Annotated in this window: 17 protein-coding genes and 1 pseudogene; 1 reads left to right on the top strand and 17 read right to left on the bottom strand. The window is 54.3% G+C overall.

The genetic code is table 11. The features are described 5' to 3' along the window. Positions 1 to 118 precede the first annotated feature (118 nt). The 6 genes and pseudogenes from cydB to H6750_13150 all read right to left on the bottom strand — a co-directional run bounded on the left by cydB (position 119) and on the right by H6750_13150 (position 10810). Positions 119 to 1153: a cytochrome d ubiquinol oxidase subunit II gene (cydB, locus tag H6750_13125; protein MCB9775246.1), complete on the bottom strand. Its 1035-nt coding sequence runs from the start codon at positions 1151 to 1153 to the stop codon at positions 119 to 121. Between the two features lie 11 nt (positions 1154 to 1164). Beyond that, on the bottom strand, positions 1165 to 2508 hold the full coding sequence (locus tag H6750_13130; GenBank protein ID MCB9775247.1) for a cytochrome ubiquinol oxidase subunit I: 1344 nt from the start codon (positions 2506 to 2508) through the stop codon (positions 1165 to 1167). Positions 2509 to 3041: 533 nt separating this feature from the next. Next, entirely contained in the window at positions 3042 to 4448 is a 1407-nt protein-coding gene (gene sthA / locus H6750_13135; GenBank protein ID MCB9775248.1) for a Si-specific NAD(P)(+) transhydrogenase, read from the bottom strand. Positions 4449 to 4719: 271 nt separating this feature from the next. Further along, on the bottom strand, positions 4720 to 6336 hold the full coding sequence (locus H6750_13140) for an efflux transporter outer membrane subunit (protein MCB9775249.1): 1617 nt from the start codon (positions 6334 to 6336) through the stop codon (positions 4720 to 4722). A gap of 14 nt (positions 6337 to 6350) precedes the next feature. Continuing rightward, positions 6351 to 7625, bottom strand: a complete 1275-nt coding sequence (locus H6750_13145) for an efflux RND transporter periplasmic adaptor subunit (GenBank protein MCB9775250.1) — start codon at positions 7623 to 7625, stop codon at positions 6351 to 6353. Next, positions 7618 to 10810 (bottom strand): annotated as a pseudogene (locus H6750_13150) (efflux RND transporter permease subunit). Before H6750_13150 ends, H6750_13145 begins: the two are co-directional and overlap by 8 nt. 761 nt (positions 10811 to 11571) lie before the next feature. On the opposite strand from H6750_13150, the gene modA reads away from it, so the two are divergent. Next, on the top strand, positions 11572 to 12375 hold the full coding sequence (gene modA / locus H6750_13155) for a molybdate ABC transporter substrate-binding protein (protein ID MCB9775251.1): 804 nt from the start codon (positions 11572 to 11574) through the stop codon (positions 12373 to 12375). Positions 12376 to 12459: 84 nt separating this feature from the next. Here the strand turns inward: modA and zwf are convergent, their stop codons facing one another. From zwf to H6750_13210, 11 genes are all read right to left on the bottom strand, one after another. Next, positions 12460 to 13893 (bottom strand): glucose-6-phosphate dehydrogenase, encoded by a 1434-nt coding sequence (gene zwf, locus H6750_13160; protein ID MCB9775252.1) that lies wholly within the window; start codon positions 13891 to 13893, stop codon positions 12460 to 12462. Beyond that, on the bottom strand, positions 13868 to 14890 hold the full coding sequence (gene gnd, locus H6750_13165; protein ID MCB9775253.1) for a decarboxylating 6-phosphogluconate dehydrogenase: 1023 nt from the start codon (positions 14888 to 14890) through the stop codon (positions 13868 to 13870). The genes zwf and gnd overlap by 26 nt, the downstream gene beginning before the upstream one ends. Positions 14891 to 14933: 43 nt before the next feature. Continuing rightward, a complete protein-coding gene (tkt, locus tag H6750_13170) occupies positions 14934 to 17018 on the bottom strand; it encodes a transketolase (GenBank protein MCB9775254.1) in 2085 nt (694 codons plus the stop codon). 485 nt (positions 17019 to 17503) lie between these two features. After that, positions 17504 to 18592 carry a nitrite reductase, copper-containing gene (nirK, locus tag H6750_13175; protein ID MCB9775255.1) on the bottom strand — a complete coding sequence of 363 codons (1089 nt, stop codon included), beginning with the start codon at positions 18590 to 18592 and terminating at the stop codon, positions 17504 to 17506. A 42-nt stretch (positions 18593 to 18634) separates the two neighbouring features. Beyond that, positions 18635 to 19981: a cytochrome b N-terminal domain-containing protein gene (locus H6750_13180; protein ID MCB9775256.1), complete on the bottom strand. Its 1347-nt coding sequence runs from the start codon at positions 19979 to 19981 to the stop codon at positions 18635 to 18637. Between the two features lie 87 nt (positions 19982 to 20068). Then, positions 20069 to 20629, bottom strand: coding sequence for a ubiquinol-cytochrome c reductase iron-sulfur subunit (locus H6750_13185; GenBank protein MCB9775257.1), 561 nt, complete (start codon positions 20627 to 20629; stop codon positions 20069 to 20071). A gap of 801 nt (positions 20630 to 21430) precedes the next feature. Next, positions 21431 to 21619, bottom strand: a complete 189-nt coding sequence (locus H6750_13190; GenBank protein MCB9775258.1) for a hypothetical protein — start codon at positions 21617 to 21619, stop codon at positions 21431 to 21433. A gap of 7 nt (positions 21620 to 21626) precedes the next feature. Further along, on the bottom strand, positions 21627 to 21764 hold the full coding sequence (locus tag H6750_13195) for a hypothetical protein (protein MCB9775259.1): 138 nt from the start codon (positions 21762 to 21764) through the stop codon (positions 21627 to 21629). A 121-nt stretch (positions 21765 to 21885) separates the two neighbouring features. Then, entirely contained in the window at positions 21886 to 22305 is a 420-nt protein-coding gene (locus H6750_13200) for a CBS domain-containing protein (protein MCB9775260.1), read from the bottom strand. Between the two features lie 206 nt (positions 22306 to 22511). Continuing rightward, positions 22512 to 23123, bottom strand: a complete 612-nt coding sequence (locus H6750_13205; GenBank protein ID MCB9775261.1) for a hypothetical protein — start codon at positions 23121 to 23123, stop codon at positions 22512 to 22514. A 226-nt stretch (positions 23124 to 23349) separates the two neighbouring features. After that, positions 23350 to 23955 carry a BON domain-containing protein gene (locus H6750_13210; GenBank protein ID MCB9775262.1) on the bottom strand — a complete coding sequence of 202 codons (606 nt, stop codon included), beginning with the start codon at positions 23953 to 23955 and terminating at the stop codon, positions 23350 to 23352. Positions 23956 to 24150 lie beyond the last annotated feature (195 nt).

Raw genomic sequence — 24150 nt, forward strand, 5'->3', positions numbered from 1 at the left:
TTTGGAGATTGTGGCGACCTTTGGGGTACGTGTGCGTGGCGGTTTCCTGCTCAGAGGTTGGTCGTCGGGAAATCCTGATCGCAAAGCGATGTGAAGGCCGAACTTCAAGCGGGCAGACTTAATGTCCGCCGAGCTTGACCTTTCCGCGGAATGCTTGATGCGCGCAGACTTGATAGCCAATGAGCAGAATGAATCCAACCAGAAACCACCAGAGTCCGATCTGCATGCCATAGGCGCCGGCGGTGGCGTTGGTCACGGTCAAGCTGTTAGCCGGATCATTCGTTGCAATCAGAATGTTCGGATATGCCCCCCAGGCTGTGCTGGCCAGCATTGTCAATATCAACAGACTCGTCGCGGAAAACGCTCCCGCATCCCAATTGCGCCTTCGTATTTCGACAGCCGACAACAACGCCGCCATACTGAGGATGGGGAAGACATATCCAATGGGATGGGCGGCATAATTAAGATAAAATGCCGGTTGGACAATGGGGACGGACGTCAGAGCCAACCCGACCAGAATAACCACGGCTGATCCAGCCAACCAGCTTGCGTGTCGCGCCCGGTTTTGTAACTGGCCTTTCGTTTTCATGACCAGGAAATTGGCACCGTGCATGGCGAGGATCGCTATGCTTGTGGCTCCAATGAGTATGGTAAACCAATCCAGTATGCCCGGCTCCGGGCCTGTCATGAAATTTGTCCAGAGGGCCACGAAGAAATACCCTTCGGCATTCAAGGGCACCCCGCGAATGAGGTTGCCCAAGGCCACTCCGAACACGAAAGCCAGGAAGAGGCTCGCTCCGGCAAACGCCACATCGCAAAACTGCCGCCAGAGTGCGTGATTCACATGCGAACGGAGTTCGAGTGCGAGTCCACGGGCAATCAGCAGCCACAGGACCAGATGTAAGGCCAGATAAAAACCGCTGAACCCTGCCGAATAGGCCTTGGGGAAAGCGAAGAATAACAGACCACCTGCAGCGATCAGCCACACTTCGTTGCCGTTCCAGATGGGGCCGATGGCGGCCAAGGCCTTACGGCGGTCTGCTTCGGTTTTGGCGGCGAAGCCATAGATGATGCCAAGGCCGAAGTCGAATCCGTCAAGGACGACATAAATAGCCAGCATCAATGTGACGGCGACATACCAGAAGGTTTCCATCTTGCCGGTTCCTAGCGCTTCGCAGATTCAGGGAGGGAGCTTGCCGGGCCATGTCTTATTGTTTCAGCCATCAGGAAAAGGAAAAGCAGTCCCAACACAAGATAGATTCCGAGAAATCCGAGCAACGTAAACAGTGTGTTGCCCGAATGGACCAGTGGTGAGTTGCCGTCGACCGTGCGGAGCAGGCCATACACCAGCCAAGGCTGGCGGCCGAGTTCGGCGGTCATCCAGCCGGCCGTTGTGGCCAGATAGGGAAGCGGTGCGGCAAGCATGAGCAGCCAGAGCAGCCAGTTCGCGGAAAACAATCCCCCACGCCAGAGCCAGAGCAATGCCAATGCCATTACCGTTGCCAGCATGGTTCCAAGCCCGGCCATGATATGGTAAGCATAGTATAGCAGCACGACATTGTCGGGCCACTCTGTGCGTGGAAACGCATCCAGCCCTTTCACCGTGGCGTAAAGCTCGTTAAAGAGCACAAGACTCAATGCATCCGGCACGACGAGCGGATTGTCGATCGTCAGGGTTTCCATATTCGGTTGACCGACGAGCAACATGCCCGCGCCACGCTTGGTTTTGAAGAGACCTTCGAATGCGGCGCCTTTGATCGGTTGATGTTCAAAGACCTGTCTGGCGTTCTCGTGGCCTGTCGGGAAGATCATCAACGCCGTGGCGATGGCGCCGGTCACCACGCCGGTACGGAGGAACGTCTTCGCATATGGCGCGTGCAGGCCGGATAAGAGGTAGAACGAACCGACTGCCGCCATCACGAACGAGGCCGTGACGACTGCGGCCGTCATGTTGTGAGCATATTGCCAGAACAGCCAAGGATTCGTGAGCAGACCGGAAAGACTATCCACGAACAATCGTCCGTCCGGGGCCACCGTATAGGCGACCGGATGTTGCATCCAGGCATTCGTCGCCAGAATAAAATAGCCGGAAAGCCAGGATCCAAGAAAAAGCATCAGCATTGCGGCCCATTGTACCTGTGGGCTGAATCGGTTCTCCCCGAATAGCAAGATGCCAAGGAATGACGATTCCAGAGTAAACGCAAACAGGCCTTCCATGGCCAGCGTCTGGCCGATTACGCCGCCGGCAAAGTTGGAGAATTTCGCCCAATTGGTGCCGAACTGGAATTCTAAGGGAATGCCGGTTACGACACCAAAGGCAAAACTCAAACCAAAAATTTTTGTCCAAAACCGGGCAACTTCATGGTAATGGTTGTCACCGGAAGCGAGAGCCCGGCTCCGCAGGTAAAGCAGCAGCAAGGCCAGCCCCATCGTCAATTGTGGAAAGAGATAATGAAAGGTGACCGTGAAGGCGAATTGCAGACGGTCATAAAGTAGCGCGCTGGCCATTGAATTCTTTCGAACTGAACCAAGGGATGTTCAGGAATGCGATTCGGTGGGCTGAAATTTTTTTTAAGCCCCTTCCTTAACCGTGTTGCCGCCTTAGTCACACATCCAGCAGGTGGAGTGAAGGAGCTGGAGTGGATGGCCTAAAATCCGACCTATAGACTAACCGATTGTACCTTGGTGCCTAGCGCGGGGAAATGGCGAATGAGGTCATAAACCATTATTGCCCATGAACGAACGTGCGGACAAACCCCAGGATACTGTGATTCATTCACGGGCCTGTGGCTATCGTGATGAGGAGTATCTCCGGCTCAAGATAACTCCAGCCTTCTGGCCTCGGAAAAGAGGGAAATCTACCCGTATGAATTTGGGTTGCGCCATTTAAGGATACCCCTCTGATTTCTATGTGTGAAAACGCAAGGTCATCCTGGTGAGTGAAAAACTAATTTGATTCATGGGAATGTGTTGAAAAACAACCGTCCAATGTGAAATAAATATGAAGGGGGTTTGTTGGCGATCACCATCGTCCAAGGGCGCTATCCTATTTGTGAAAGTTTATTATAGGCATTTAAGGCGGCCACCTTGTAACATTCCGCAAGTGTCGGATAATTGAAGATGCGGTCAAGAAAATAATCCAGTCCGCCCCCTAATTCCAGGACCGCTTGCCCGATATGGATGAGTTCCGTGGCACCAGTGCCGATCACATGGACACCGAGAAGCTTTCGGGTCTCACGATGAAACAGCATCTTGAGCAACCCACTGTCATCTCCCATAATTTGACCCCGGGCAATTTCCTTATAGCGAGCCACCCCGGTTTCATAAGGGATTTTTTTCTCGGTTAGCTCATGTTCATGCGCGCCGATCATGGAAATTTCCGGAATGGCGTAAATGCCGAAGGGAAAGTGTGTATCCATGGGACCGGCACTGACCCCGAAGGCATGACAGGCCGCCCGTCGGCCTTGCGCGGCGGAGGTGGAGGCGAGACTAGGGAACCCAATCACATCCCCGGCGGCGAAGATATGGGGAATTTGCGTTCGAAAGTCTTGATCAACCGCAATCCGTCCTCGCTCATCCGCGGTCAACCCAGCCCCGGCTAGATTCAATTGATCGGTTGCGCCGATTCTTCCAGCGGAATACAGGACCATGTCGGACACAAGCCGCTTCCCGGACTCCAGTTGTATCACCGCTTGTTTGGGCGGACCTTCAGCTATGGTCAATTTCTCCACGGTTTCTCCCAATCGGAAGGTCACATCCCGGTTTCTCAATTGATGAATGAGTTCCTCAACAATTTCGTTATCCAGGAATTCAAGCAAGTGCTCGCGTTTGTCTACCAGAGTCACATCGATTTCAAGTGCGGCAAACATGGAGGCATACTCCATCCCGATCACGCCCCCTCCGACCACCACTAATCTTTTGGGCAGAGATGTGAGGTGGACCATCTCGTCACTGGTGACAATGATTTCACCATCTACGCTGGTACCAGGCGGCGGGGCGGCTACGGTTCCAACTGCAAGCAGAATATTCTCAGCCGTGACGGTTTTTGTCTCGTGTTCTGTGCGAATGACAAGGGTATGGCCATCGGTGAAGGAGGCTTCGCCGGAAATGAGTTCGATATCATTCCTCCAAAGCTGATCCTCCACGACATCGATTTCCCGGCTTCGGACAAGTTGCACACGGGAAAAAAGTTGTTCCGCTGTGGGACGGTGCCGTTCCCTCCTTCTTGTTTGTTGGACGAACGGATGGTTGGTGGCCATGAAGGATAGCACGGCCTCGCGTAAGGTTTTGCTGGGAATGGTCCCCAGTTCTATACACACGCCGCCCGCGCACTGGCGACGTTCAACCACTCCCACCCGCTTCCTGAACTTAGCGGCTTGAATCGCCGCTCGTTGTCCTGCCGGACCGCTGCCGATGCATAAGAGATCAAAGTCGAATTGGTTGCTCATCTGGATCCAAAATATATCAAGCCCTATTTACAGAAGAATTATTTAATACAAAACACCTTTTTCGAGATTGAAGATGTCAGACGCCCCCTTTTCCATTCCGTCCCCAGGGTGAAAATTTTGTGCCTTAAAAATGAGTTGTCCATTGTTCCTTTATAATGTGGTATTCATGGTCCCGTTTTCCGATATCCCATCGTTTATTCGAATCTTTTAAAAAAGCTAGGCTCCATGTGGCCATGGCTCTCGTACCGGGTATACCCGGTGCGAGGCACGGTTAAGGAAGGACAGGTGTCGTTAAATCATTGTTCACCGAGTTATTGCCAGCGTTGACATCGATTCCTCCGGCGGGCGGCGGTTTGTCGAGATCCACATATTGGAACGTCTCGAAGGGTTGAATTTGTTCGTCGGTGGGCAATTGGTTCCGGTTCCAGCCTCCGCCGAGCGCACGGATGAGGGCAACCGAGGCTCTCAGCAGTTCGGCCTTGATCTGCACTAATTCGATACGTGCTTCGAGCGTGGCGACCTGCGCATAAATGAGTTCAAGGCTGGAAGCCAGCCCGCCCTGATAGAGTTCCGTGGTCAAATTTTGCGTCTTGAGCGTAGCTCCGACGGTGGCGCCCTGACGATTGGCCGCAAGGGTCAGCCTGTTAGTCAGGCTCAAGTAGTTCTCAACTTCGCGAAAGGCGTTCAGCACGGTCGAACGGTATCGATCTTCCGTCTCGCGATAGGCGGACCAGGCCTGCTGTAATTGGGCACGGCGATACCCCCCCTGGAAGAGCGGCAGCGAAACAGTGGACCCGTAGGACCAGAAACTACTGGCAAGCTTGATGAGACTGAAACCGGTATCTTCGAACCCGCCACCTGCCGAGAATCTCACATCGGGGAAAAAAGCGGCGCGGGCGATACCGATGCTCCGGTTGGCTTGTGCCATTCGGCGTTCCATTCCGGCGATGTCTGGCCGACGCTCAAGCAAGGTGGAAGGAATGGTTTTAGGAATGGCAAAATCCGCTACTTGAAGGTCATCGACCGGATTGATTGTAAAACTGCTCGGCGTCATGTTCACGAGAATGGCGATGGCCTGTTCCGTGACTTGGCGTTGGCCTTGAATTTGGGCTAATTTCGTCTCCGTGCTGAACAGGAGGGATTCGACACGGGCGACGTCGAGCGCCGATGCGATCGCGCCGGCGAACTGGGCATTGACGAGTTTGAGCACGTTTCTATAGAGGGCAATCGATTGGGTATAGATCGCCGTCTGCGCGTCGAATCCGCGGAGTGTAAAATAGTTTGCCCCAATTTCCGCCTGCAGGCTGAGTCGTGCCAGACCATAGTCCGCGGCTCGCTCCTCGGCCCGGTAGAGTTCGGCCCGCGCGGCATTGCGAAGCGCGGACCAAAAATCGGGTTCCCAGGATGCGAGACCTCCGGTGGTAATGGCCGCTTCGCGGTTGTTCTCCCCAATGCCGCGAAACAGACTATTGTCGGATTGCCTATTGTTCGAGGCACCGAACCCCAAACCGGCGTGAGGAAGGTACTGCGATCGGGCCCTCATCATCATATCGCGAGCCTGAACGAAGCGTTCTGCGGCGGCCTGAAGATCCGGATTGGCTGCCATGGCTTGTTCTTCAAGACTATTCAGAATTGGATCGTTAAAGAGTTGCCACCAATCCGGGCGTAATTCATCATCCGACGGCTTCGCCTCGACGAAGGGACTTGCCCCTTTCCATGAGGCCGGGACGACGTATTGCGGCGGTTCATAGTCGGGCGCCAAATCGACGGCCGGGAACCAATTACAAGCCGGTAAATTGAGTGTCAGCAGAAACAGGCTGCAGCGCCACGCATGGGACAGTAAGATACGCCCATCTTCCAGTCTCAATGGTAAACGTTCGCTTATCATAGATGCAGCGACTCTCATGATGAAGTGTGTTCCTTTGATATCTGAGACTCTTTTGGCGCCGGCGCGCCTGCGGGCAGCGGGCCGCCGGTTGGTGCCGGCGCGTCCGTCGGTGGCGGGCCGCTGGTATTGATAAGGTCATAACCGGGTGCGGGCGTCACGATGCGCACCGTGTCCCCTTCCAGCAACGCGGCGCTCGGATTGTTCACGATGCGGTCGAGGGTGGAAACTCCCTCGGCCACTTCGACGGCGTTATCGAGGAGTTTGCTTACGGTAATGGAGTTAAAGTGCACCCGGTCGTCCTCCCCCACCACGGCCACTTGCGTGCCGTGCTCCTGGAACACTAATGCGGTGGATGGAATCGTGAACACTTTCCGATCCACCGGCGCCGTGAGGTGGACTTGGGCATAGGAGCCTGGCCAGAGAGCCCTGTCTTCGTTTTCGATCGTGAAGACGGTTATCGCGGTACGTGTGCTGACGTCGAATCCACGTGCGACGGTCAGGAATTTGGCGGTGAAATGACGATCCGGCAATTGTGGAACCGTCACGTCGGCTGTTAGTCCCGGCTGGAGGAAGGGCCCGAAGGACTCCGGCACGGAGACAAAGAGGCGCAGCAGACTTACGTCGGCCACGGTAAAGAGATTGCTGACCGAGCCGGGGGAACTGATCGTTCCTTCCTTATTGACGTAGTCGCCGACATTGATGTTGCGGACGGTTACCACTCCGTCATAGGGTGCGACAATGGTTTTGAACCGAATAAGGGCCTCGAAGTTCCTGACGTTCTGCTCCGCTGCTCTGACCTTTGCCAATTCGGCTTTCGCTTCCGCCACCTTCACTGAAATCGACTGCTCGGATACTGCATGATTTTTGCGCAGTGCCAGCCAGCGCTTGGCTGTGATTTCGGCGAGGGAATAGATGGCGCGCACCGACTCCAGATCCGCTTTCGCTTGGTGATATTGGGCGTCGAGAGCGGGCGCGTTGATTTCCGCGAGGATATCGCCTTTTTTCACCAGCGCACCGTAGTCCTTGTACCACATCTTCACATAGCCGGAGACCTGCGCGTAGATCGGAGCCTGAAACCACGCCTCAATAGTGCCGGGGAGCGTAATGGTCTCAGTCGGCGGTACCGGCTTTGCGTGGATGACTGCCACGGTGGGGATGGCGTTTTCGTGCGTCTGCTGGCGAAGCAAAGAGGCGTCACTTTTGCTCTCATAAACCCGATAGCCGAGGTAGAAGATACACAGGAGGGCTACGGAGATCATTACGAGCCTTCCACGCAGGATCTTACTCATTGTATGCATGGTCCTTCTGGCGAGCCGCTCGCCTGTTATAGATCATCGCGTAAACGCAGGGCACAAACAATAGGGTAAAGACGGTGGCAACGAGCAAGCCCCCGATGACGGCTCGCCCGAGAGGCGCATTTGTGGAATATCCTGTCGCCATGGGGACCATCCCGAAAATCATGGCCGAGGCTGTCATGAGCACGGGTCGGAAGCGGGTCACTCCGGCTTCCATTGCGGCCTGCAGTGCATCGCCATGCTCCTTGAGCCTATCGCGCGCATAGGACACAACAAGGATTGAATTGGCGGTTGCCGTGCCCATGGTCATAATGGCGCCTGTCAGGGCCGGCTCCGATAGCCGGGTATGGGTCAGGAACAATGCCCATGCGATGCCCGCCAGTGCGCCGGGTAGGGCTGTAATAATGATGAAAGGATCCAGCCAGGATTGGAAGTTGACGACAATCAGCAGATAGATCAGCACGACTGCAGCGACGAGTCCGAAGATCAGCTCGAAATACGCATCGTGCATCAATGATGCCTGGCCGTGGATTTCAAGCTCAGCGGTACGCGGCTTCTCGTCCTCCATGCTTTTGGCGACCTTTTGGACATCTGCTAAAACGCCACCGAGGTCCCGTCCTTCGGCGGATACATAGATGTTAAACAGCGGCATAATGTTTCCGTGCGTGATTACGCCAGGCGTACCCGTTGCCGTAATGTCGGCCAAATTGCCGAGGAGCTGCACTTCCTGCCCCTCCGGATCTTGCGAGTCGCTCGCGGACTCGACCGGAATAGTCTTGAGACTATTCACGCTGTTGATCTGGGGCTGCGGTGTATAGACATTAATCAGGTAAGACATGCCGGTACTGGGATCGAGCCAATAGATTTGGTCGGTCTGTTGGCTTCCGGCGGTCGTCATGAGTAAGTTGTCGGCCATTTCCTTAAGGGATCTGTTGACTCCGAGTCCGAACGTGCGGTTGCCTTCGACCATGAGGGTCGGCGTGCGCATCGTCTGCTGGATCACCACGTCTGCGGCACCGGGAATCTCCCGAAATTTGCCCACCAATTTACGGGCGAACTCATAGTTGGGGTACATGTCCGGGCCGTTGATTTGCACATCGATCGGCGCAGGGGCCCCAAAGTTGAGGATTTTTGCGGTCAGATCGGACGGTTGGAAGGTGAATTCGGTTCCTGGATAGCGCTCTCTCAAGCCCTTTCGGAGAATTCGCCTATAGTCCCAGACCGGGGATTTTTCATCATTCAAGAGGATAGTCAAGTCACAATCCTGGGAGCCGATCGTTGGCGTTGGAATGAAGGCGAGGTTATGCGGTCCGACCGGCAGGCCGCAATTACTCACAATGTTTTCAACTTTGCCCGGCAACAACTCCTGGATGCTATTGGAGACCAGAGTGGCAATGCGTCCTGATACCTCAATGCGTGTCCCGAGCGGCGCCCGCATATGCATCGTCATGACGTTCGACCTGATCTCGGGAAAATAATCCCGTCCGAGGAAGAAAAAGAGAGACATAGAAGCGACGGCGATGGCCAGAGAGGTCGCGACGAAGGCCTGCCGGTTGGCAATCACCTGTTCGAGTATCGCACTATAACGCCCGCGGAACCGGTTGAAGCCACGTTCGAATCCGTTCTGAAAGCGGACGAAGATGTTCGCTGATGATTCAGGGCCGGACTCCCCGTGAGGTTCATGTGGTTGCGACATGGTGATCCTTCAGCATATATTTCGCCATGGTCGGCACGAGTGTTCGTGACAGGATGAAGGACGCCAGCATGGCAATGATGACCGCCTCCGCCATGGGTTTGAACAGGTAGCCTGCGACGCCGCCAAGCTCGAAAAGCGGGAGCCAGACGATGGCGATGCAGAGGGTGGCGACGAGGGTCGGGACAACGATCTCGTTGGCAGCGTCGATGATGGCCTGTTCGAGCGGTTTGCCCATTTCGATATGGCGATCGATATTCTCGATCATCACGGTCGCATCGTCGACCAGAATGCCGACGGCCAGCGCCAACCCGCCCAAGGTCATGACATTGATCGTCTCTTCGAGCAGATGCAGACCAATGATGGCGGTCAGAATAGACAGCGGGATAGAGGTCCAGACGATGACGGTGGCCCGCCATGAACCAAGCAGCAACAGCACGATGATGCCGACCAGCCCTCCGGCCATGAGCATTTCATGCAAGACATCCGAAATCGAATCTTTCACAAACGTCGAGGCATCGTCGATGAGCTTGATCTCCACCCCCTCCGGAGAAACCTGCTCGGCGCGTGGGATCATCTTCTTGATGCCATTGACGACGTCAAGGGTCGAGGCTTCGGTGCTCTTCATTGCGACGAGGATGACGGTCTGTTTGCCCTTCACCAGTACCGCGTTTTGTTGCACACGCCCCATGAGGCGCACGGTGGCCACGTCGCGAAGGTAGACGAATGCGTTACCTTCACGCTTGATCGGAAAATCGGCGAAATCCTCAATTTTCAACGGTGAGGCGTTTGTCAGGACGATCCAGTCGGTCTCCTTGATCTTGATGTCGCCGGAAGGTAGCACGAGGTATTGCTGCATAAGCGCTTTGTGAATGTCCGCCGGAGTGAGTTGACGGGCAAGTAATTTCTGCTGATCGAGGTTGACCATGACCTGCATATCCTGGCCGCCGTATGGGTGTGGCAGGACGATGCCCGGTACGGTCACGAGCAGGGGGCGGATTCGCATGTAGACGAGATTATACAGCTCTGCCGGCGTCATGTGATCGGAGCTGATTTGAAGCATGGCCACCGGTATAGAGGATGGTGCGAGACGCATGACCATGGGCGGCGAAATATCGGGCGGAAGCGCATTGACGACATTCTGTGCAATACCTACGATATCCGCTTCGGCCCTGCCCACGTCGACTCCATCCTGGAGGAAAATATTCGTGATGCTACTGCCGAAGTATGAGTGGCTATGTATATACTTGATGCCTTCCACCGTCGAAGTCAGGAAGCGTTCGAACAGATAGGTGATACGCCCTTCTACCTGCTGTGGCAGCATGCCGGAATAGATCCAGACCACTGATGTGACGGGAATCGTAATATCCGGAAAGATGTCGGTCGGCATGTGGCGCACCGTCATAACCCCCAAGAGTACGATGAGGATGGTCATCACCACGAAAGTATACGGGCGTCGCAGGGCAATGAGAACGATCTGATTCATGCACGAAGCCTCCCCAAAACAGGTTGAGTTTCTGTCATGTTGAACATCACTTTGCTAACTCTTTGATTTCTGTGATCCGGAATCATCCACTGATCAAAATAGTCCCTCTAGCGCCAAGCAAAATTCTTACCACATTGGATTGCCTCGATAGCACAGGTCAGTCACGGCCGCGCGCGCGCGAGTTATCGTCGCCATCAGCTCTGCGTCGGAACTTTTGAACAGCACTGATTGAAGAATGCGGAGTGGTTTTTGCACTGAGCGCAATGTGCGAAACCTCACATAATGGAATGTCCGCCTCAGGAGGTTAGGGAAAATATAGTAGAGAATTCGTTAGAAATGTCAAGGAGAACCGGCTTTCTGTATTCCATTTCCTGAATCTCACAGTGGGTATTGATTTTGCTACTACTCAAAGTTAATTCAATCAGGTATTGAGAAAGTCGAAGGGTATGATAAGAAGCTGTGATGTTCTGCTGGGCCCTAATCGTTGGAGCGTAAGAGGGCGATTAGATTTATGGAAATTGTCTACTTCATGGACGCATGACGTCAGAAAGGTGGCTGATAGAGCGATGAATTTGATAGTGGACGGGCAACTAGCCGGTCTCAGAGATTCGCCCAAGATGTATGGAGGGGTCCATGTGGGCATGCAAATGCCCACGCAGAAATCATCTCTCCAAATTTCTCTGTTTGAGAATTGATTCAGCCTCATTATTTATTCATTCTATGGTAAGACCCCTGATGCGAGGGTTGGAAAGTGGAGAATCATGATGGGAAGTCGGAAGCTTGGTATGGCGATAGCCCTGGTAGGGAGCATCTTTGGTATTGTGGGAATTGGAACGACTGTTCAAGCTGAAGCTCTGACGATTGGGGCTGCTCCAAGTTTGAGGTCGGCATTACAGGAAATTGTGCCGATGTTTGAGAAAGAATATGATGCGGCCGTTAAGGTTGTGTACGGTCCGTCGCAAACTATGCGGAAACAAATTGAACAGGGGGCAGCGATCGATTTGTTCCTTCCAGCGGCGGTAGAGGAGGTTGAAAAACTCCAACACAAGGGGCTGACTCTCAACGGAGGGCCTCGGATCTATGCGCAGACCAGTCTCGTACTGGTCATGTCGGCGACTTCACGCATCATGCCGGTTGCCTTTCACGAGGCTCAGCCCAATAGAGCCACCCGCATGGTCTTGGGAAATCCAAAAACTTCGTCGTTGGGGGAAATCACGGTCCGGGCACTCACGAAATTCGATCCTGCGTATAAGAGTCGGTTCAAGCTTCTCCAAGCAGAGCACGCTGGGGATATCATGAACTTGATTCACACGGGGAAGGCAGACCTGGGCATCGTCTATCGGGTAGATGCGATTAACAATCCTGATGTGCGCATCATTGATGAAACTCCTGGCAGCACGCCAATACCAGTCCGGTTAGGGGAAGCGGTGGTGTGGACCTGTCGGAAGGCATCCTTGAATGTGGCAAAAGAATTTTTCGATTACATTATGAGTCCTCGCGTACAAAAACTCTTACTCAAATATGGGTTTGATCATAGCTTTGATTCCGTGTCATCGAATGGGTGACATCCTTGGCCAGAACTCATTCAAGAAATTTTCGGAGCTGGCTCAAGTGAGTCCGGTGTTCCACGAGAGCTGAAGGCCGATTCGTTATGCTTGCAAACCGGCGGGATTATGCCACCCTCCGTGTGTTTCGATGAGTGCATGAGCTTCTTTCGGCCCCCAGCTGCCACGTTTGTAGGGACGGACTGGGTGGTGCGTCTTCAGGACTGAGTCCACCACCGTCCAAGCGGCCTCTACTGCGTCCTCACGGGTAAAAAGTGCGCCGTTGCCCGCCATGGCATCAGCTAACAGCCGCTCATAGGGCCCTTCCTTTCCCGATTGCTCTTCAAGCAGATAGAGTTCTTGCTGGTCGCCGATGAACTCCTTTCCAGCGCGCTTGACGCGCGCGGCGAGTGCGACGGCGGAGTTGGGGGAGAGGCGAAACCGGAGATAATTGGCTCGTCCGACCGTCGGTTGTGAATCGTCGAACAGGCGTTGCGGTGGCGGCTTTAATTCCACCAGAATTTCCGCCGCTGTAGTCGCCAGGCATTTTCCCGATCGTAGATACCACGGCACTCCCTGCCAGCGCCACGAGTCGATAAATAACCGCAGGGCGCAAAAGGTCTCCACGTCCGAGTCCCTCGACACGCCGCGCTCTTTCCGGTAGCCCGCATACTGGCCGCGTACGACATCGTTCGGCCGTAGGGGTCGCATGGCCTGAAACACCTTCGCTTTTTCGTTGTGGACCGCACCATAGCCCTGATAGGCCGGAGGCTCCATGGCCAGCAGCGAGACGATCTGAAAGAGGTGGTTCTGGACGACGTCGCGTAGACAGCCGGCGGTTTCGTAAAACGCACCACGATCCTCCACGCCGAATTCCTCGGACATGGTGATCTGGATGCTGGCGACACAGTTGCGGTTCCAGATCGGTTCCAGAAACGAATTGGCGAAACGAAAATAAAGGATATTCATGATCTCTTCTTTCCCAAGGAAGTGGTCGATACGGAAGATCGAGTCCTCCGGGAATGCAGATCGTGCGATGCGGTTGAGGCTGCGCGCCGAGGCCAGGTCGCGCCCAAACGGCTTTTCAACGATAATCCGCGCTTGATCGGCCAGACCTGCGGCATTGAGCCCTTTGATGACGGTCGCAAATAAGGCTGGTGGAATGGCGAGGTAGTGCGCCGGGCGTCGGGCACTGCCTAGTGCCTGTTTGAGCGCAAGGAAGGTGGCCGGGTCATTGTAATCGCCGCCGACGTACTGCATATGAGAAAGCAGATGGCTGAGGGCGGCACGGTCATCGATCCTGCCGGCCTGCCTGATGCTATCTTTCGCGTGTTTACGTAATTGCGCCAGGCTCCAATGTGGGGCTGCGACGCCGATCAGTGGCACCCTCAGCGCCTTGTGTTTCGCCATTGCATAGAGCGCAGGAAAAATCTTTTTATGCGCCAGATCTCCGGATATTCCGAAGAATACCAGAGCGTCGGACCGCGTCTCATTGCCTTTGCTCCTGCTCATCTCAGCTTCCTCTTTCCTTCTTCTCATCATGTCCGCCAAACTGCTTTCGCATGGCGGAGAGGAGTCGATTGGCGTAGTCGGCCTCCCCTCTGGACTCAAATCGACCGAAGAGAGCTGCGTTGATCACCGGGGCCGGTACGCCCTCGTCAATCGCAGCCAGCGCCGTCCAGCGCCCTTCCCCGGAATCTGATACTCGCCCTGAAAATCCAGTAAGCTCCGAATCCTTAACCAGCGCGGCCGCCGTCAAATCCAGCAGCCATGAGGCCACCACGCTGCCCCGACGCCATACCTCGGCGACTTGGCCCACGTCGATCTGGTACTGATAGGCCTCCGGGTCACGGAGCGGAGTCGTTTCGGCGTCTTGCTCCCGGTGGCGCAGTCCGACGTCGGCGTGTTTGAGGATGTTGAGGCCTTCAGCATAGGCCGCCATGATGCCATACTCAATTCCGTTGTGGACCATTTTCACAAAGTGTCCTGAACCGGTTGGGCCGCAGTGCAGATAACCCTGTTCGGCGGGAATGGAGGCGCCGCTCCTCCCCTGGGTTCGTGGCGCTGCCTTGATTCCCGGCGCGATGGTCTTGAAGATGGGTTCCAAGTGCTTGACGATATCCTTCTCTCCGCCGATCATCAGGCAATAGCCTCGCTCGAGCCCGAATACTCCCCCGCTGGTGCCGCAATCAACATAGTGCATGCCCTTCATCTTGAGCATCTTGCCTCGCTCCAGATCGTCACGGTAGTAACTATTTCCGCCGTCGATGATGATGTCTCCGGCTTCCATGAGCGAAGCCAGTTGCTCGATGGTCTCGCCGGTCACGCCGGCGGGCACCATTACCCAAACCGCCCGCGGCTTGATCAGCTTCGCGATGAACTGCTTGAGCGAGGCTGCGCCCTGGACACGATGGCCCGCAAGCTTCTTTACGGCAGCCGGATATTTATCGTAGACCACACACGTATGGCCCTCTTTTGTCAGCCTGCGGACAAGGTTCGCGCCCATTCGCCCAAGACCAATCATGCCAAGTTGCATCGTGTCTCTCCTTCCTGTAATGGATCTCCGTGTCTCCCCACTTTTAACGCGGCGCCTCCAGGAGAGCCAGAGCCCGCCTGCATACGTTCTCGACGGTGAAGCCATACTCTCGCATCACAATTTGGCCGGGGGCCGATGCGCCAAAATGATCCACTCCGAGCACATCGCCATGCTGGCCGACATAGCGAGACCAACCCTGTGTCACTCCGGCCTCTACCGCAAGTCTCGCACTAATCGCCGCCGGTAACACCGTGTTGCGGTATTCCGGTGGCTGGGCTTCGAACAGTTCCCAACTCGGCATCGAGACGAGGCGCACCTGGATCTTTTGTTCCAGTAGTTTCTGTTGCGCTTCCACGATTAGTGAGACTTCAGAGCCGCTGGCGATCAGAATCAGATCAGGATGCCCATTCGGGGAATCAGCCAGAATGTATCCGCCCTGCTGCAGGCCCTCCGTTGAGGAAAACCGTGTGCGGTCGAGCGTCGGCACAGATTGCCGTGTCAGGATCAAGGCCACAGGCCGGTCCCGAGTTTCAATTGCTACGCGCCACGCCGCTGCCGTTTCGTTGGCATCGCCGGGACGGATAACGATCAGGTTGGGAATCGCCCGCAGACTGGCGACATGTTCCACAGATTGATGGGTTGGTCCGTCTTCACCCAGTGCAAGGCTGTCATGGGTGAACACATAGACTACATGTAACCCCATCAGCGCGGCGAGGCGAATCGGCGGTCGCATGTAATCGGAGAAGGTCAGAAACGTCGCTCCGAATGGGAGGGTGCCTCCATGTGTGGCCAGGCCGTTCATGATCGCACCCATTCCATGTTCGCGAACCCCGAACTGGATGTTGCGGCCGGCATAACTCCATTCGCCGCCAGCGGATCCTTGCAGATCACCGACTGCCATGGAGGAATGCCCAAAGTTGCCTGCTTCGTTCAGTTCCGTGAAGGTGGACGGATTCAAGTCCGCCGAGCCACCGATCAGGCCAGGGAGTGTCCTGCTGATTGCGTCCATGATTTTTCCCGAGGCCATGCGGGTGGCCAGGCCTTTGCTATCGACGGGGAATTGCGGGATGTGCGCGTCCCAGCCTTGTGGTAATTCGCCTTTGATGAGTGAGCGAAGTTCGCGGGCAAGGTCCGGATATTGTTTTTCATATGCCGCAAAGGTTTCGTGCCATTTCGCTTCCGTTTGGCAACCCTGGTCAATGGCTTGTCGATAATGCTGCTCAACTGCACCCGGGACAAGAAATGGCGGGTCAATAGGCCAGCCGAGGTTCTGTTTCGTCAGTTTCACCTCCTCTTCGCCGAGCGGGGAGCCATGCGCGGCAAAGGTGTCTTGTTTGTGGGGAGAACCATACCCAATATGAGTCCGCACAAGGATCAGTGAGGGTCGGTCTGTGTCCTGACGTGCAGCATGGATGGCGTGGTCGATGGCGTTTACGTCGTTGCCGTCGTCGATCGTTTGCGTGTGCCAGCCATACGCCTCAAATCGTTGGGCGCGGTCTTCGGTGAACGTGAGCTGGGTGGATGCGGCGAGCGTGATCCGATTATCGTCGTACAGATAGATCAGCTTGCCCAGCTTCAAATGACCCGCAAGCGACGCGGTTTCGGCCGCCACGCCTTCCATCAGGTCACCGTCGCTGACCAGCCCGTAGGTGTAATGATGAATAACCTCGAACCCGGGCCGATTGTAACGACCGGCAAGATACGCTTCGGCGATGGCCATGCCCACTCCATTGCCGAATCCCTGACCGAGCGGGCCTGTGGTGGTTTCCACGCCGGGAGTTATACCTCGCTCGGGATGACCCGGCGTGAGGCTGCCCCATTGGCGAAACTGTTTGATCTGTTCGAGCGGCAAATCATAGCCGGTGAGATAGAGCAAGCTGTACAGCAGCATCGATCCGTGGCCGGCCGACAGCACGAATCGGTCTCGATTGAACCAATGAGGATTGGAGGGGTTATGTTGAAGAAATCGTGTCCACAGGACATAGGCCATCGGGGCCGCGCCCAGGGGGAGGCCTGGGTGACCACTGTTGGCCTTTTGCACCGCATCCACCGACAAAAAGCGAATCGTATTGATCGATAATTGCTCCAATTGGGACGAACTCAGAGTTGTTGAATGTGTAGTATTCATCGTACGTTTTCCTTGCAGACTTCCTTTGGTGGCCCTACCTCCACGAATTCGTAAGGGAGCAGACCATCCGGTCAGGTGAGAGATTATTTTGATGTCTTTTTCTTCAGGGTCTTCTTTACCGATGTCTACCGGGTGCCTCGAGGTTGGAGTATTTCCAGGACATCTCAAAAAACCCCGATCAATAAGAGTGCTCCTGGCGGTCTTTCCATGACAAGGGTGATTGCGTCAGGTGACCCGCGACAACTCAGCCGTTTTAATCCTTCCACTCTTTTGGATGCCCTCCTCATATTGAATATCCTCGTCCTTCATGCCTTGTCTTATTTAACCGATGATCAAACGGAAGATCAAATTCGTAACCGGCCGTGCCGCAATGGTTCTATGTGTCAATTTGAAGGACGGTTTTCATCAACTGATATTCCAGACCAACCTCTCGTAAGGCAAATCGATCGATCTGATATGCTACCTATGTTCTGCCCGCAGGGGAGTCAGTGCGCGGATGAGTGGTCCGCTCCACCTTCGTGAAAAAGTTCAGGATGCGCAGGTCCTTCGACCTGGAGAAAGCCGAGCAGACCCTTCTCCATTCGGGACAGCGCATGATCCACGAGCAAATACCGCCCCGGGACTTCCAACTTCAGTTCGATCATGGCGGCGCCTCCCGGCGGCACCAGGGCTGTCTGGACAGTGGTCAGCGGCGGGCTGGTTAGGGAAGCCAAATTGTACAGCCGGTCCAAGTGCTCCCCGATGATGTGGAAGGAAGAGATCAGATTGGGGCCGCCCACCCCGAAGAGGATGCGGATGGTTTCACCGACCTTCGCTTTCAAAGGCTGCTGTGTCGTAAGCGCTCCTACCGCCCCATTAAACACCAGATAGTCTGGTGTCTCGGCCAGCAGTTTGGTCCGACTCAATCTCTGTAGGCCGTATTCGCCGAACGGCCGGTCCGTGTACAGTTCTCCCTGCATGACATAAAACTCATGATCGACATGCGGAAGGCCTGCACCCGGCTCGACAAGAATCATCCCATACATTCCGCTGGTGATATGTTCCGCCACCATCGCCGTCGCACAGTGGTACACAAACAAGCCTGGCTTGATGGCTTGAAATGTGACGGTTTTTTCCTGGCCGGGAGGCGCTTGAGTCAAAACCGATCCTCCACCCGGACCGGTGACAGCATGGAGATCAATCGAATGGGTCAATTGACTCGTCGAAAGATTCTTGAGGTGGAGTTCGACCGTATCGTTCACACGGATTCGGATCAAGGGACCGGGCACCTGTTTATTAAAAGTCATATAGGTATAGGTGGTGCCGTCAGCCAATTGGCCTTCGATCTCATGAGCTTCCAGATCCACACGAACATGTTGAGGCGCGCGTTTCCCGATGGACGGGGGGAGGTCGTTCGGAGAATGTACAATGTTTGAGCCCTGGGTTGGAGATGATATGGTTGTTGCAGAGGCAGCGGGAGAACCGGCAGTCTCCGGACCTGTCGATGTGTTGCCAATTCCGGATTCCTGGTCATCATTTGGGCAACCCCATAATAATGAGGCAGTCAGGAGAATGAGCGGCCAAAATTTTTGCATGTTCATGATGCATCTCCCCCTCTTGGGCTCATCGTGGTGTGCTCAACGCACGCCCGGTGCGGTCTTTGTTCCGCTTTTCAGAGTCAGTAAGTAGCTAATCAGGTCGTTCAGATCCTTTTCGTCCAATGGGAAGGCCGGCATGATGGAACCCGGAGAGACGGATTGGGGGTCGCGCAAGTGCCGCATGTGCCACTGACGATCAGGGCGTTGATCCGCCACATAGGAGAGGTCCGGTCCGACCTTTCCGCCTTCTCCGTGAATCCGGTGACAGGCCATGCAGTGGTGTTGGGCAAACAAGACCTTCCCCCGAGCGACCGAGGGATCTGTTTTGGGGGTTGTGTGTAAACCCCACAGCGAGACTCCCAATAGTGAGAACACCAGGAGTAAAAAAGCTCCTCCCGCCGCCAGAGCCATCGGTCGGGAACTCGGTTGCCGCTCCGGGGTGCGGTCGAGGAACGGCCACAGCAGCAGTCCCAAGATGAAGAGTCCCGGCAGCACCCACGTCGCAAGCGGTTCCAACGGCCCGGACATATATTTCAACAACTGATAGAAAAAGAGGAAATACCATTCGGGGACCGGGGTAAATGTGTGGTCGGCGGGATCGGCACGATCAGCCAGAGGGAACTCCACTGTTAAGGCCAATAGGGCGACCGTGAGAAATACGCCCAGCATCACGATTGCGTCCATATAGACCTGTCGTGGATAAAACGCTTCGCTCCGTTGTCTGGCTTGTTCAATGTTCCACGGACCGGCCGGACCGACACGGCGCAAGATGAACAGGTGCAAGACGATGCCGAAGATTATAAAGAAAGGTAAGAATAACGTGTGGATGGCAAAAAACCTGGAGAGCGTGAGCGCCCCAAGGGTGTCTCCCCCTCGCAGCACACGCACAAGCACATCGCCGATCAACGGGATGGAGGCGACCATATTGGTTCCGACCTGTGTCGCCCAATAGGCGTTCTGATCCCAGGGCAAGAGATACCCGGTAAATCCAAACCCCATCATCAGGAGCAATAAACCCACCCCCACTACCCACATCAGTTCGCGGGGCCGCTTATACGCGCCATAGAGATAGACTTGCAGCAGGTGAAGCCCGATTGCCACCATCACCGCCGACGCGCCCCAATGGTGCAGCCCCCGGACGAACCAGCCAAACGACACCTCATGCTGAATGAACTGCACGGTGTCATAAGCGGTATCCGGGGAGGGAACGTAATACAGAGCTAAAAACATTCCCGTTGTGGCCTGGAGGCAGAAGAGAAAGAGGGTGGCCGAACCAAAGACATAAATCCAGCTTGCCCCGCCGGGAATGGGTTCATCCAGAAGAGTACGTTCCAGAGGCTTGAGCTTCAGTCGATCGTCGAACCACTTATAGAGCTTGCCTGCCATTGGTTCCCTCCTTTCTGGGTTTCGTCCGTTTGGGAATCGTGACGCAATGGCCTGACCTCATGCTGCCAAAAACTTTGTCAGCCTCCGTTACAATTCGACCGGATGGTCGAGACCCGACTTGAACTGCTTATAGATCACCATCAGGTTTCCCTGCTCCACTTTGGACGGCAACACATCCAACGACCGGGGCGCCGGTCCGGCCAAGACCTTGCCGGTCACGTCATAGACGCTGCCGTGGCAGGGACATTTGAATGCCTTGGCTCCTGCATCCCATCGAAACCCGCAGCCTAAATGGGGACATATGGGGGAGAAAACGACAATCTCGCCTGCCGGTTGCTTCACCGCCCAAATCGCTTTTTTCGCCTTAATCGTCCGCCACCCATCCTTGATGGTGCTGGCATACTCCAATTCTTCCGGTTCCCCCGTTCGCAATTCACCTGTCGGTCCGACCTCGGCCCACGAGTCCTTTCGGCGTTTCAGGGCAGGGGAGATCACATAGCTGGTCAAGGGAAACGCCAGGCCCAAACTGATCACACTCATGGCAGCCCCGATCATCCAGGAAAAAAAACTGCGCCGCGTACCCTGCGGTGGTGATTCCCTCGGGGAAGAGAGATTGTCCGGGTCATAGGGCGGGCTTGGGGATGTCATTTCTGCAACCTCCTTTCATTCGTGTCTTTACCAACTCATGTTCACTTGCCATGCAGGATTTCGTCTGTGCGCAACTCACCCGCTGGGCTCACTGATTCTGTTCATGTCTCCTGAATACATCCTCATCCTGGTTTAGCGACTTCTGCAACTATTCGATTTTCCCTGCTATGCCATGATCTTCAAATTCCCCCGACCAGCCGAGGATGGGTTGACCCGACTGCTCGGGGCCAGGGCTCTTTCCCAGTCAACGTAGGGGGTAACGAACCTGTTCTTTCGCATGGCACCACGCCGGGTCGTGTCCTGATGAAAGGGCCACTGGTAGGCATCCTCTCTGTGCAGATGCATGTTCTTCGCCCCGTTTGCTATCAGCAAGCGGGCGATTGCCGCTGCCCTAAAACAACTATCGGGGAAGATGGGCCATCCAATACGCAATACAAATAGCTTCTTCATATTGACAATGGTGAGGGACGGGGCCCACGAGTCGTTGGCGCGATGCGCGTTGACTAAAACCTCGGGTTTGCTCTTTAAATAGTTTCTGACCATTTCAACATTTGCCTTGATCCATGATCCCACACTCATGGCGACTATCACCGGTTTCCCCATCTTGACGCGTTCGTGAAATTCGCATGGGAGAACGCCCTACCTCCCACTCGCGAAGAAGGACATGTGAAGGGTAGGATGAATCACCTTAACGTGACGACATAAGCCAACTTCTCCAAACTTCGGATTCTTGAAAATATTTCCAGGCAGGGCCCCGGGTTTTGATGCATGCCTTCGAACACGTTCTCATCACGTTCTTTCTCATGCAGCGCGAAAAAGCTGTCGCTTCCGAATTCCCGAATACATGATGGGTGGCCGTTTTTCATTGATGATGAGCATTAATCGTTTTCGTTGAAGGTGTTGCTTGGGACCTTGAGTAGAGTGCGACAGATCCTCCAAAACCTCAACCTGGCTGAGTGGAGCCAAAATGTGTTGGGACAAATGAAACACGTGAGTTTCAATGGAAAGAAGGACTAATTGGGGGGCATTTGGTCACTTGGGCCTTCAAATCCGCGGCATCCAGAAAATCCACGGTGATGGCCACTTCTGGATTAACCCACTGCCGGATGATTTTCTCTTTTATCTCGTTTGTCATGCCGGTCCCTCATTTCGTTCCCAATGAGGCCCATGGCCGTGTTCTTCTCCTTGAGCCGCTTCGATTGGGAAGAAAAGCCCCTCGCCTAAGACTTCCAGCCTCCCCAATGTGAAATAAATGGTTATTCCTCATCAATGCCCAAATCCACGCCAAGATACCCTCGCAGAAGATCATGACGGGTAAAGGTTTTCCTGATAACCCCATTTTCTTCGACACACAGATTCAGGAGTTTCTTCTCTTTCATTATTCCAATTGCCTCTTTAATGGTCGTGTCATTGTGGATGAGATAGGGCTCTTTTGACATAATTTGTTGAGTGGTGACCTTTCTGAGGTCCTGCGAATGATCCAGGGCTTTCAATAGATCAAATTCACTGACAAACCCCAAATATTTTCCGGCCTTATCTAACACAGGTCCCCCCGACAAATGGGAAGACAACAGGGCAATGGCCACCTCCATGCATGTCGTTCCCACACCAAACTGTAAGGGATTGGTGTGGATGAGCTGACCAACAGAAGTGAAATGTGGTTGTGACTGATCCATGGTTCCTCCTTAAGTGAGTTAGGAATAAAAACGACATTCCGGTTGTAACAAAATGACCCGTGAACTCAGCTCTAAAGGCCAATGCGGAAAGGGCCTTTACCTCTCTGAAAAGTCAACCCTTGTTGTTTAGTATCCACCAACATGTCCTCGAAGATTCACAAGAAACGAACGATTACGGTCGAGCTGGGAATGTTCTGCCCATTCCACTAGTTATGCACAATTTGATGCCGTTCTTCTGACCATTGAGCCAAGGTATGTAATAGCGTCCCTTCATTTCCAAACGTGGCATCAATCAGAATGTTTTCCTTATTGAGGAGAAAGACGGCTGGAACTCCTACTGGAATGTTCATGACGGTATGGCGCGTCTTTTCATCCACCTCGTACGCTTCATTGGTCCCTCTTTCAGTCTGAATGACGGCCCACTGTCGGTCGCCCATGAGGGGTTGAATCAGGTGCCCCTTCAGGGCTCTGTCCCATCCCGGATAATCCGCTTTAAAAAAATCGATAAGCTGGTCCTGATCGCTGACGACGATCTTCAGTGTATCGCCTTGCTGGATGGACGTAATCCCTTTTTTCGCCGCAGCTCTCAAGGACAGAAACAATGGCTCCGGGTATCCAATATTGACTTGAATAACATCCGACTTGATGTGTTGGACGGTGCCAAGGATGATCTGTTCACCGGGCAACAACAGCCCCCGAGCGATCTGTGCCTGCTGGCCGGATTCGCTTAACGCCAGTGATGGGGGGATTGAGCGCAAGGCGCATACGAGAAATGCCATCAAAACAAATAATCCAAAAGGCTTCTTGTTCTGAATCATGTTGATTCCTTTCCTTCTTCTCACGTTCATCCGTACCAATGCGGTGAGGGAAAACCCCTGGTATGGAATTGTTAGTCCTCATCAACCAAGACAGATGAGTTAGCTTCGTAAGCGCTCATTTTGAGGGAGAAAGAGGAAGATCGGTCTTCCTGCATTTCTTCTGGTGATTCGCATCTGTCGGTCCCTTCGATATCGACACGAACCCTTCATCCTACGCAGATGATCTCTAGTCTCTTTTCGTCACGAATTCCGTTCCGTCCCAAAGGGGGAGCATCCTGACATGAATGGCATTGATAACCTTTTTAATGCCCGACACTGATTCCGCCGCTTTCCCGGCTGCGGCTTTTTGGGGCTTTGTTTCAACCATGCCGGATAGGGTTACGACTCCATCTTTCGCATGGATGTGCAGCGTGTTCGTGTGTTGGGTGAGGACGTCCACACCCCGCAACGAGTTCCACACCGCGTTCTGGAGATGATGATTTTTCGAGCGGGATGGAGAGACGATCTTTCGGTCGGTGACCCCAACGACCCTTTTGAAGGAAGTGGCTATACCAGGAGAATGGCCGTTGGGTTTTTCCGTCTTGGTGTTCCCGTAAGAGGCCACATGTCTATGACACGCTTCGATATTGACTAGCTCTGAATGCAGTTGCTCTTCCATCCGGAGATGCTTCTTGACAGTCTGTTTGACAGGCTCGTGGTGTCGCGTATGATCGATGGCCCCTTCTGTGGACGAAAACGCAGGTGCGGTCTTCTCTCCGGCAAAATCCATCGGGCCTGATAAGCACACGATCGCATCCAAATGAGACTTTAAAATATATATTCCTTTCACCATGATGACCCTCCTTTCTGTTGTGTCCTCTGAAGGAATGCTTGAGATGCTTGTCCTGATCGTAAAGGGTTCAGGTTAATGTGCATTTCCTCCGTAGAACGTCAAGGAATCGTATTTGCGAAGGTGCGCTTGGCTATTATTTCGTGTTTCCGGCGTTTTGGCCGTGTGCCACTGTTGACACTGCTGGTGCGTTCGTTT

Source organism: Nitrospiraceae bacterium (assembly GCA_020632595.1).
Taxonomy (GTDB): Bacteria; Nitrospirota; Nitrospiria; order Nitrospirales; family UBA8639; genus Nitrospira_E.

Coding starts and splice junctions, on each gene's coding strand:
- sthA (MCB9775248.1), bottom strand. CDS start 4,448: ATGAGCAACCAATTCGACTTTGATCTCTTATGCATCGGCAGCGGTCCG.
- zwf (MCB9775252.1), bottom strand. CDS start 13,893: ATGAGAAGAAGGAAAGAGGAAGCTGAGATGAGCAGGAGCAAAGGCAAT.
- H6750_13145 (MCB9775250.1), bottom strand. CDS start 7,625: ATGAGTAAGATCCTGCGTGGAAGGCTCGTAATGATCTCCGTAGCCCTC.
- H6750_13195 (MCB9775259.1), bottom strand. CDS start 21,764: ATGACAAACGAGATAAAAGAGAAAATCATCCGGCAGTGGGTTAATCCA.
- H6750_13180 (MCB9775256.1), bottom strand. CDS start 19,981: ATGGCAGGCAAGCTCTATAAGTGGTTCGACGATCGACTGAAGCTCAAG.
- modA (MCB9775251.1), top strand. CDS start 11,572: ATGATGGGAAGTCGGAAGCTTGGTATGGCGATAGCCCTGGTAGGGAGC.
- H6750_13140 (MCB9775249.1), bottom strand. CDS start 6,336: ATGATAAGCGAACGTTTACCATTGAGACTGGAAGATGGGCGTATCTTA.
- tkt (MCB9775254.1), bottom strand. CDS start 17,018: ATGAATACTACACATTCAACAACTCTGAGTTCGTCCCAATTGGAGCAA.
- cydB (MCB9775246.1), bottom strand. CDS start 1,153: ATGGAAACCTTCTGGTATGTCGCCGTCACATTGATGCTGGCTATTTAT.
- nirK (MCB9775255.1), bottom strand. CDS start 18,592: ATGCAAAAATTTTGGCCGCTCATTCTCCTGACTGCCTCATTATTATGG.
- H6750_13210 (MCB9775262.1), bottom strand. CDS start 23,955: ATGGTGAAAGGAATATATATTTTAAAGTCTCATTTGGATGCGATCGTG.
- gnd (MCB9775253.1), bottom strand. CDS start 14,890: ATGCAACTTGGCATGATTGGTCTTGGGCGAATGGGCGCGAACCTTGTC.
- H6750_13130 (MCB9775247.1), bottom strand. CDS start 2,508: ATGGCCAGCGCGCTACTTTATGACCGTCTGCAATTCGCCTTCACGGTC.
- H6750_13200 (MCB9775260.1), bottom strand. CDS start 22,305: ATGGATCAGTCACAACCACATTTCACTTCTGTTGGTCAGCTCATCCAC.
- H6750_13205 (MCB9775261.1), bottom strand. CDS start 23,123: ATGATTCAGAACAAGAAGCCTTTTGGATTATTTGTTTTGATGGCATTT.
- H6750_13185 (MCB9775257.1), bottom strand. CDS start 20,629: ATGACATCCCCAAGCCCGCCCTATGACCCGGACAATCTCTCTTCCCCG.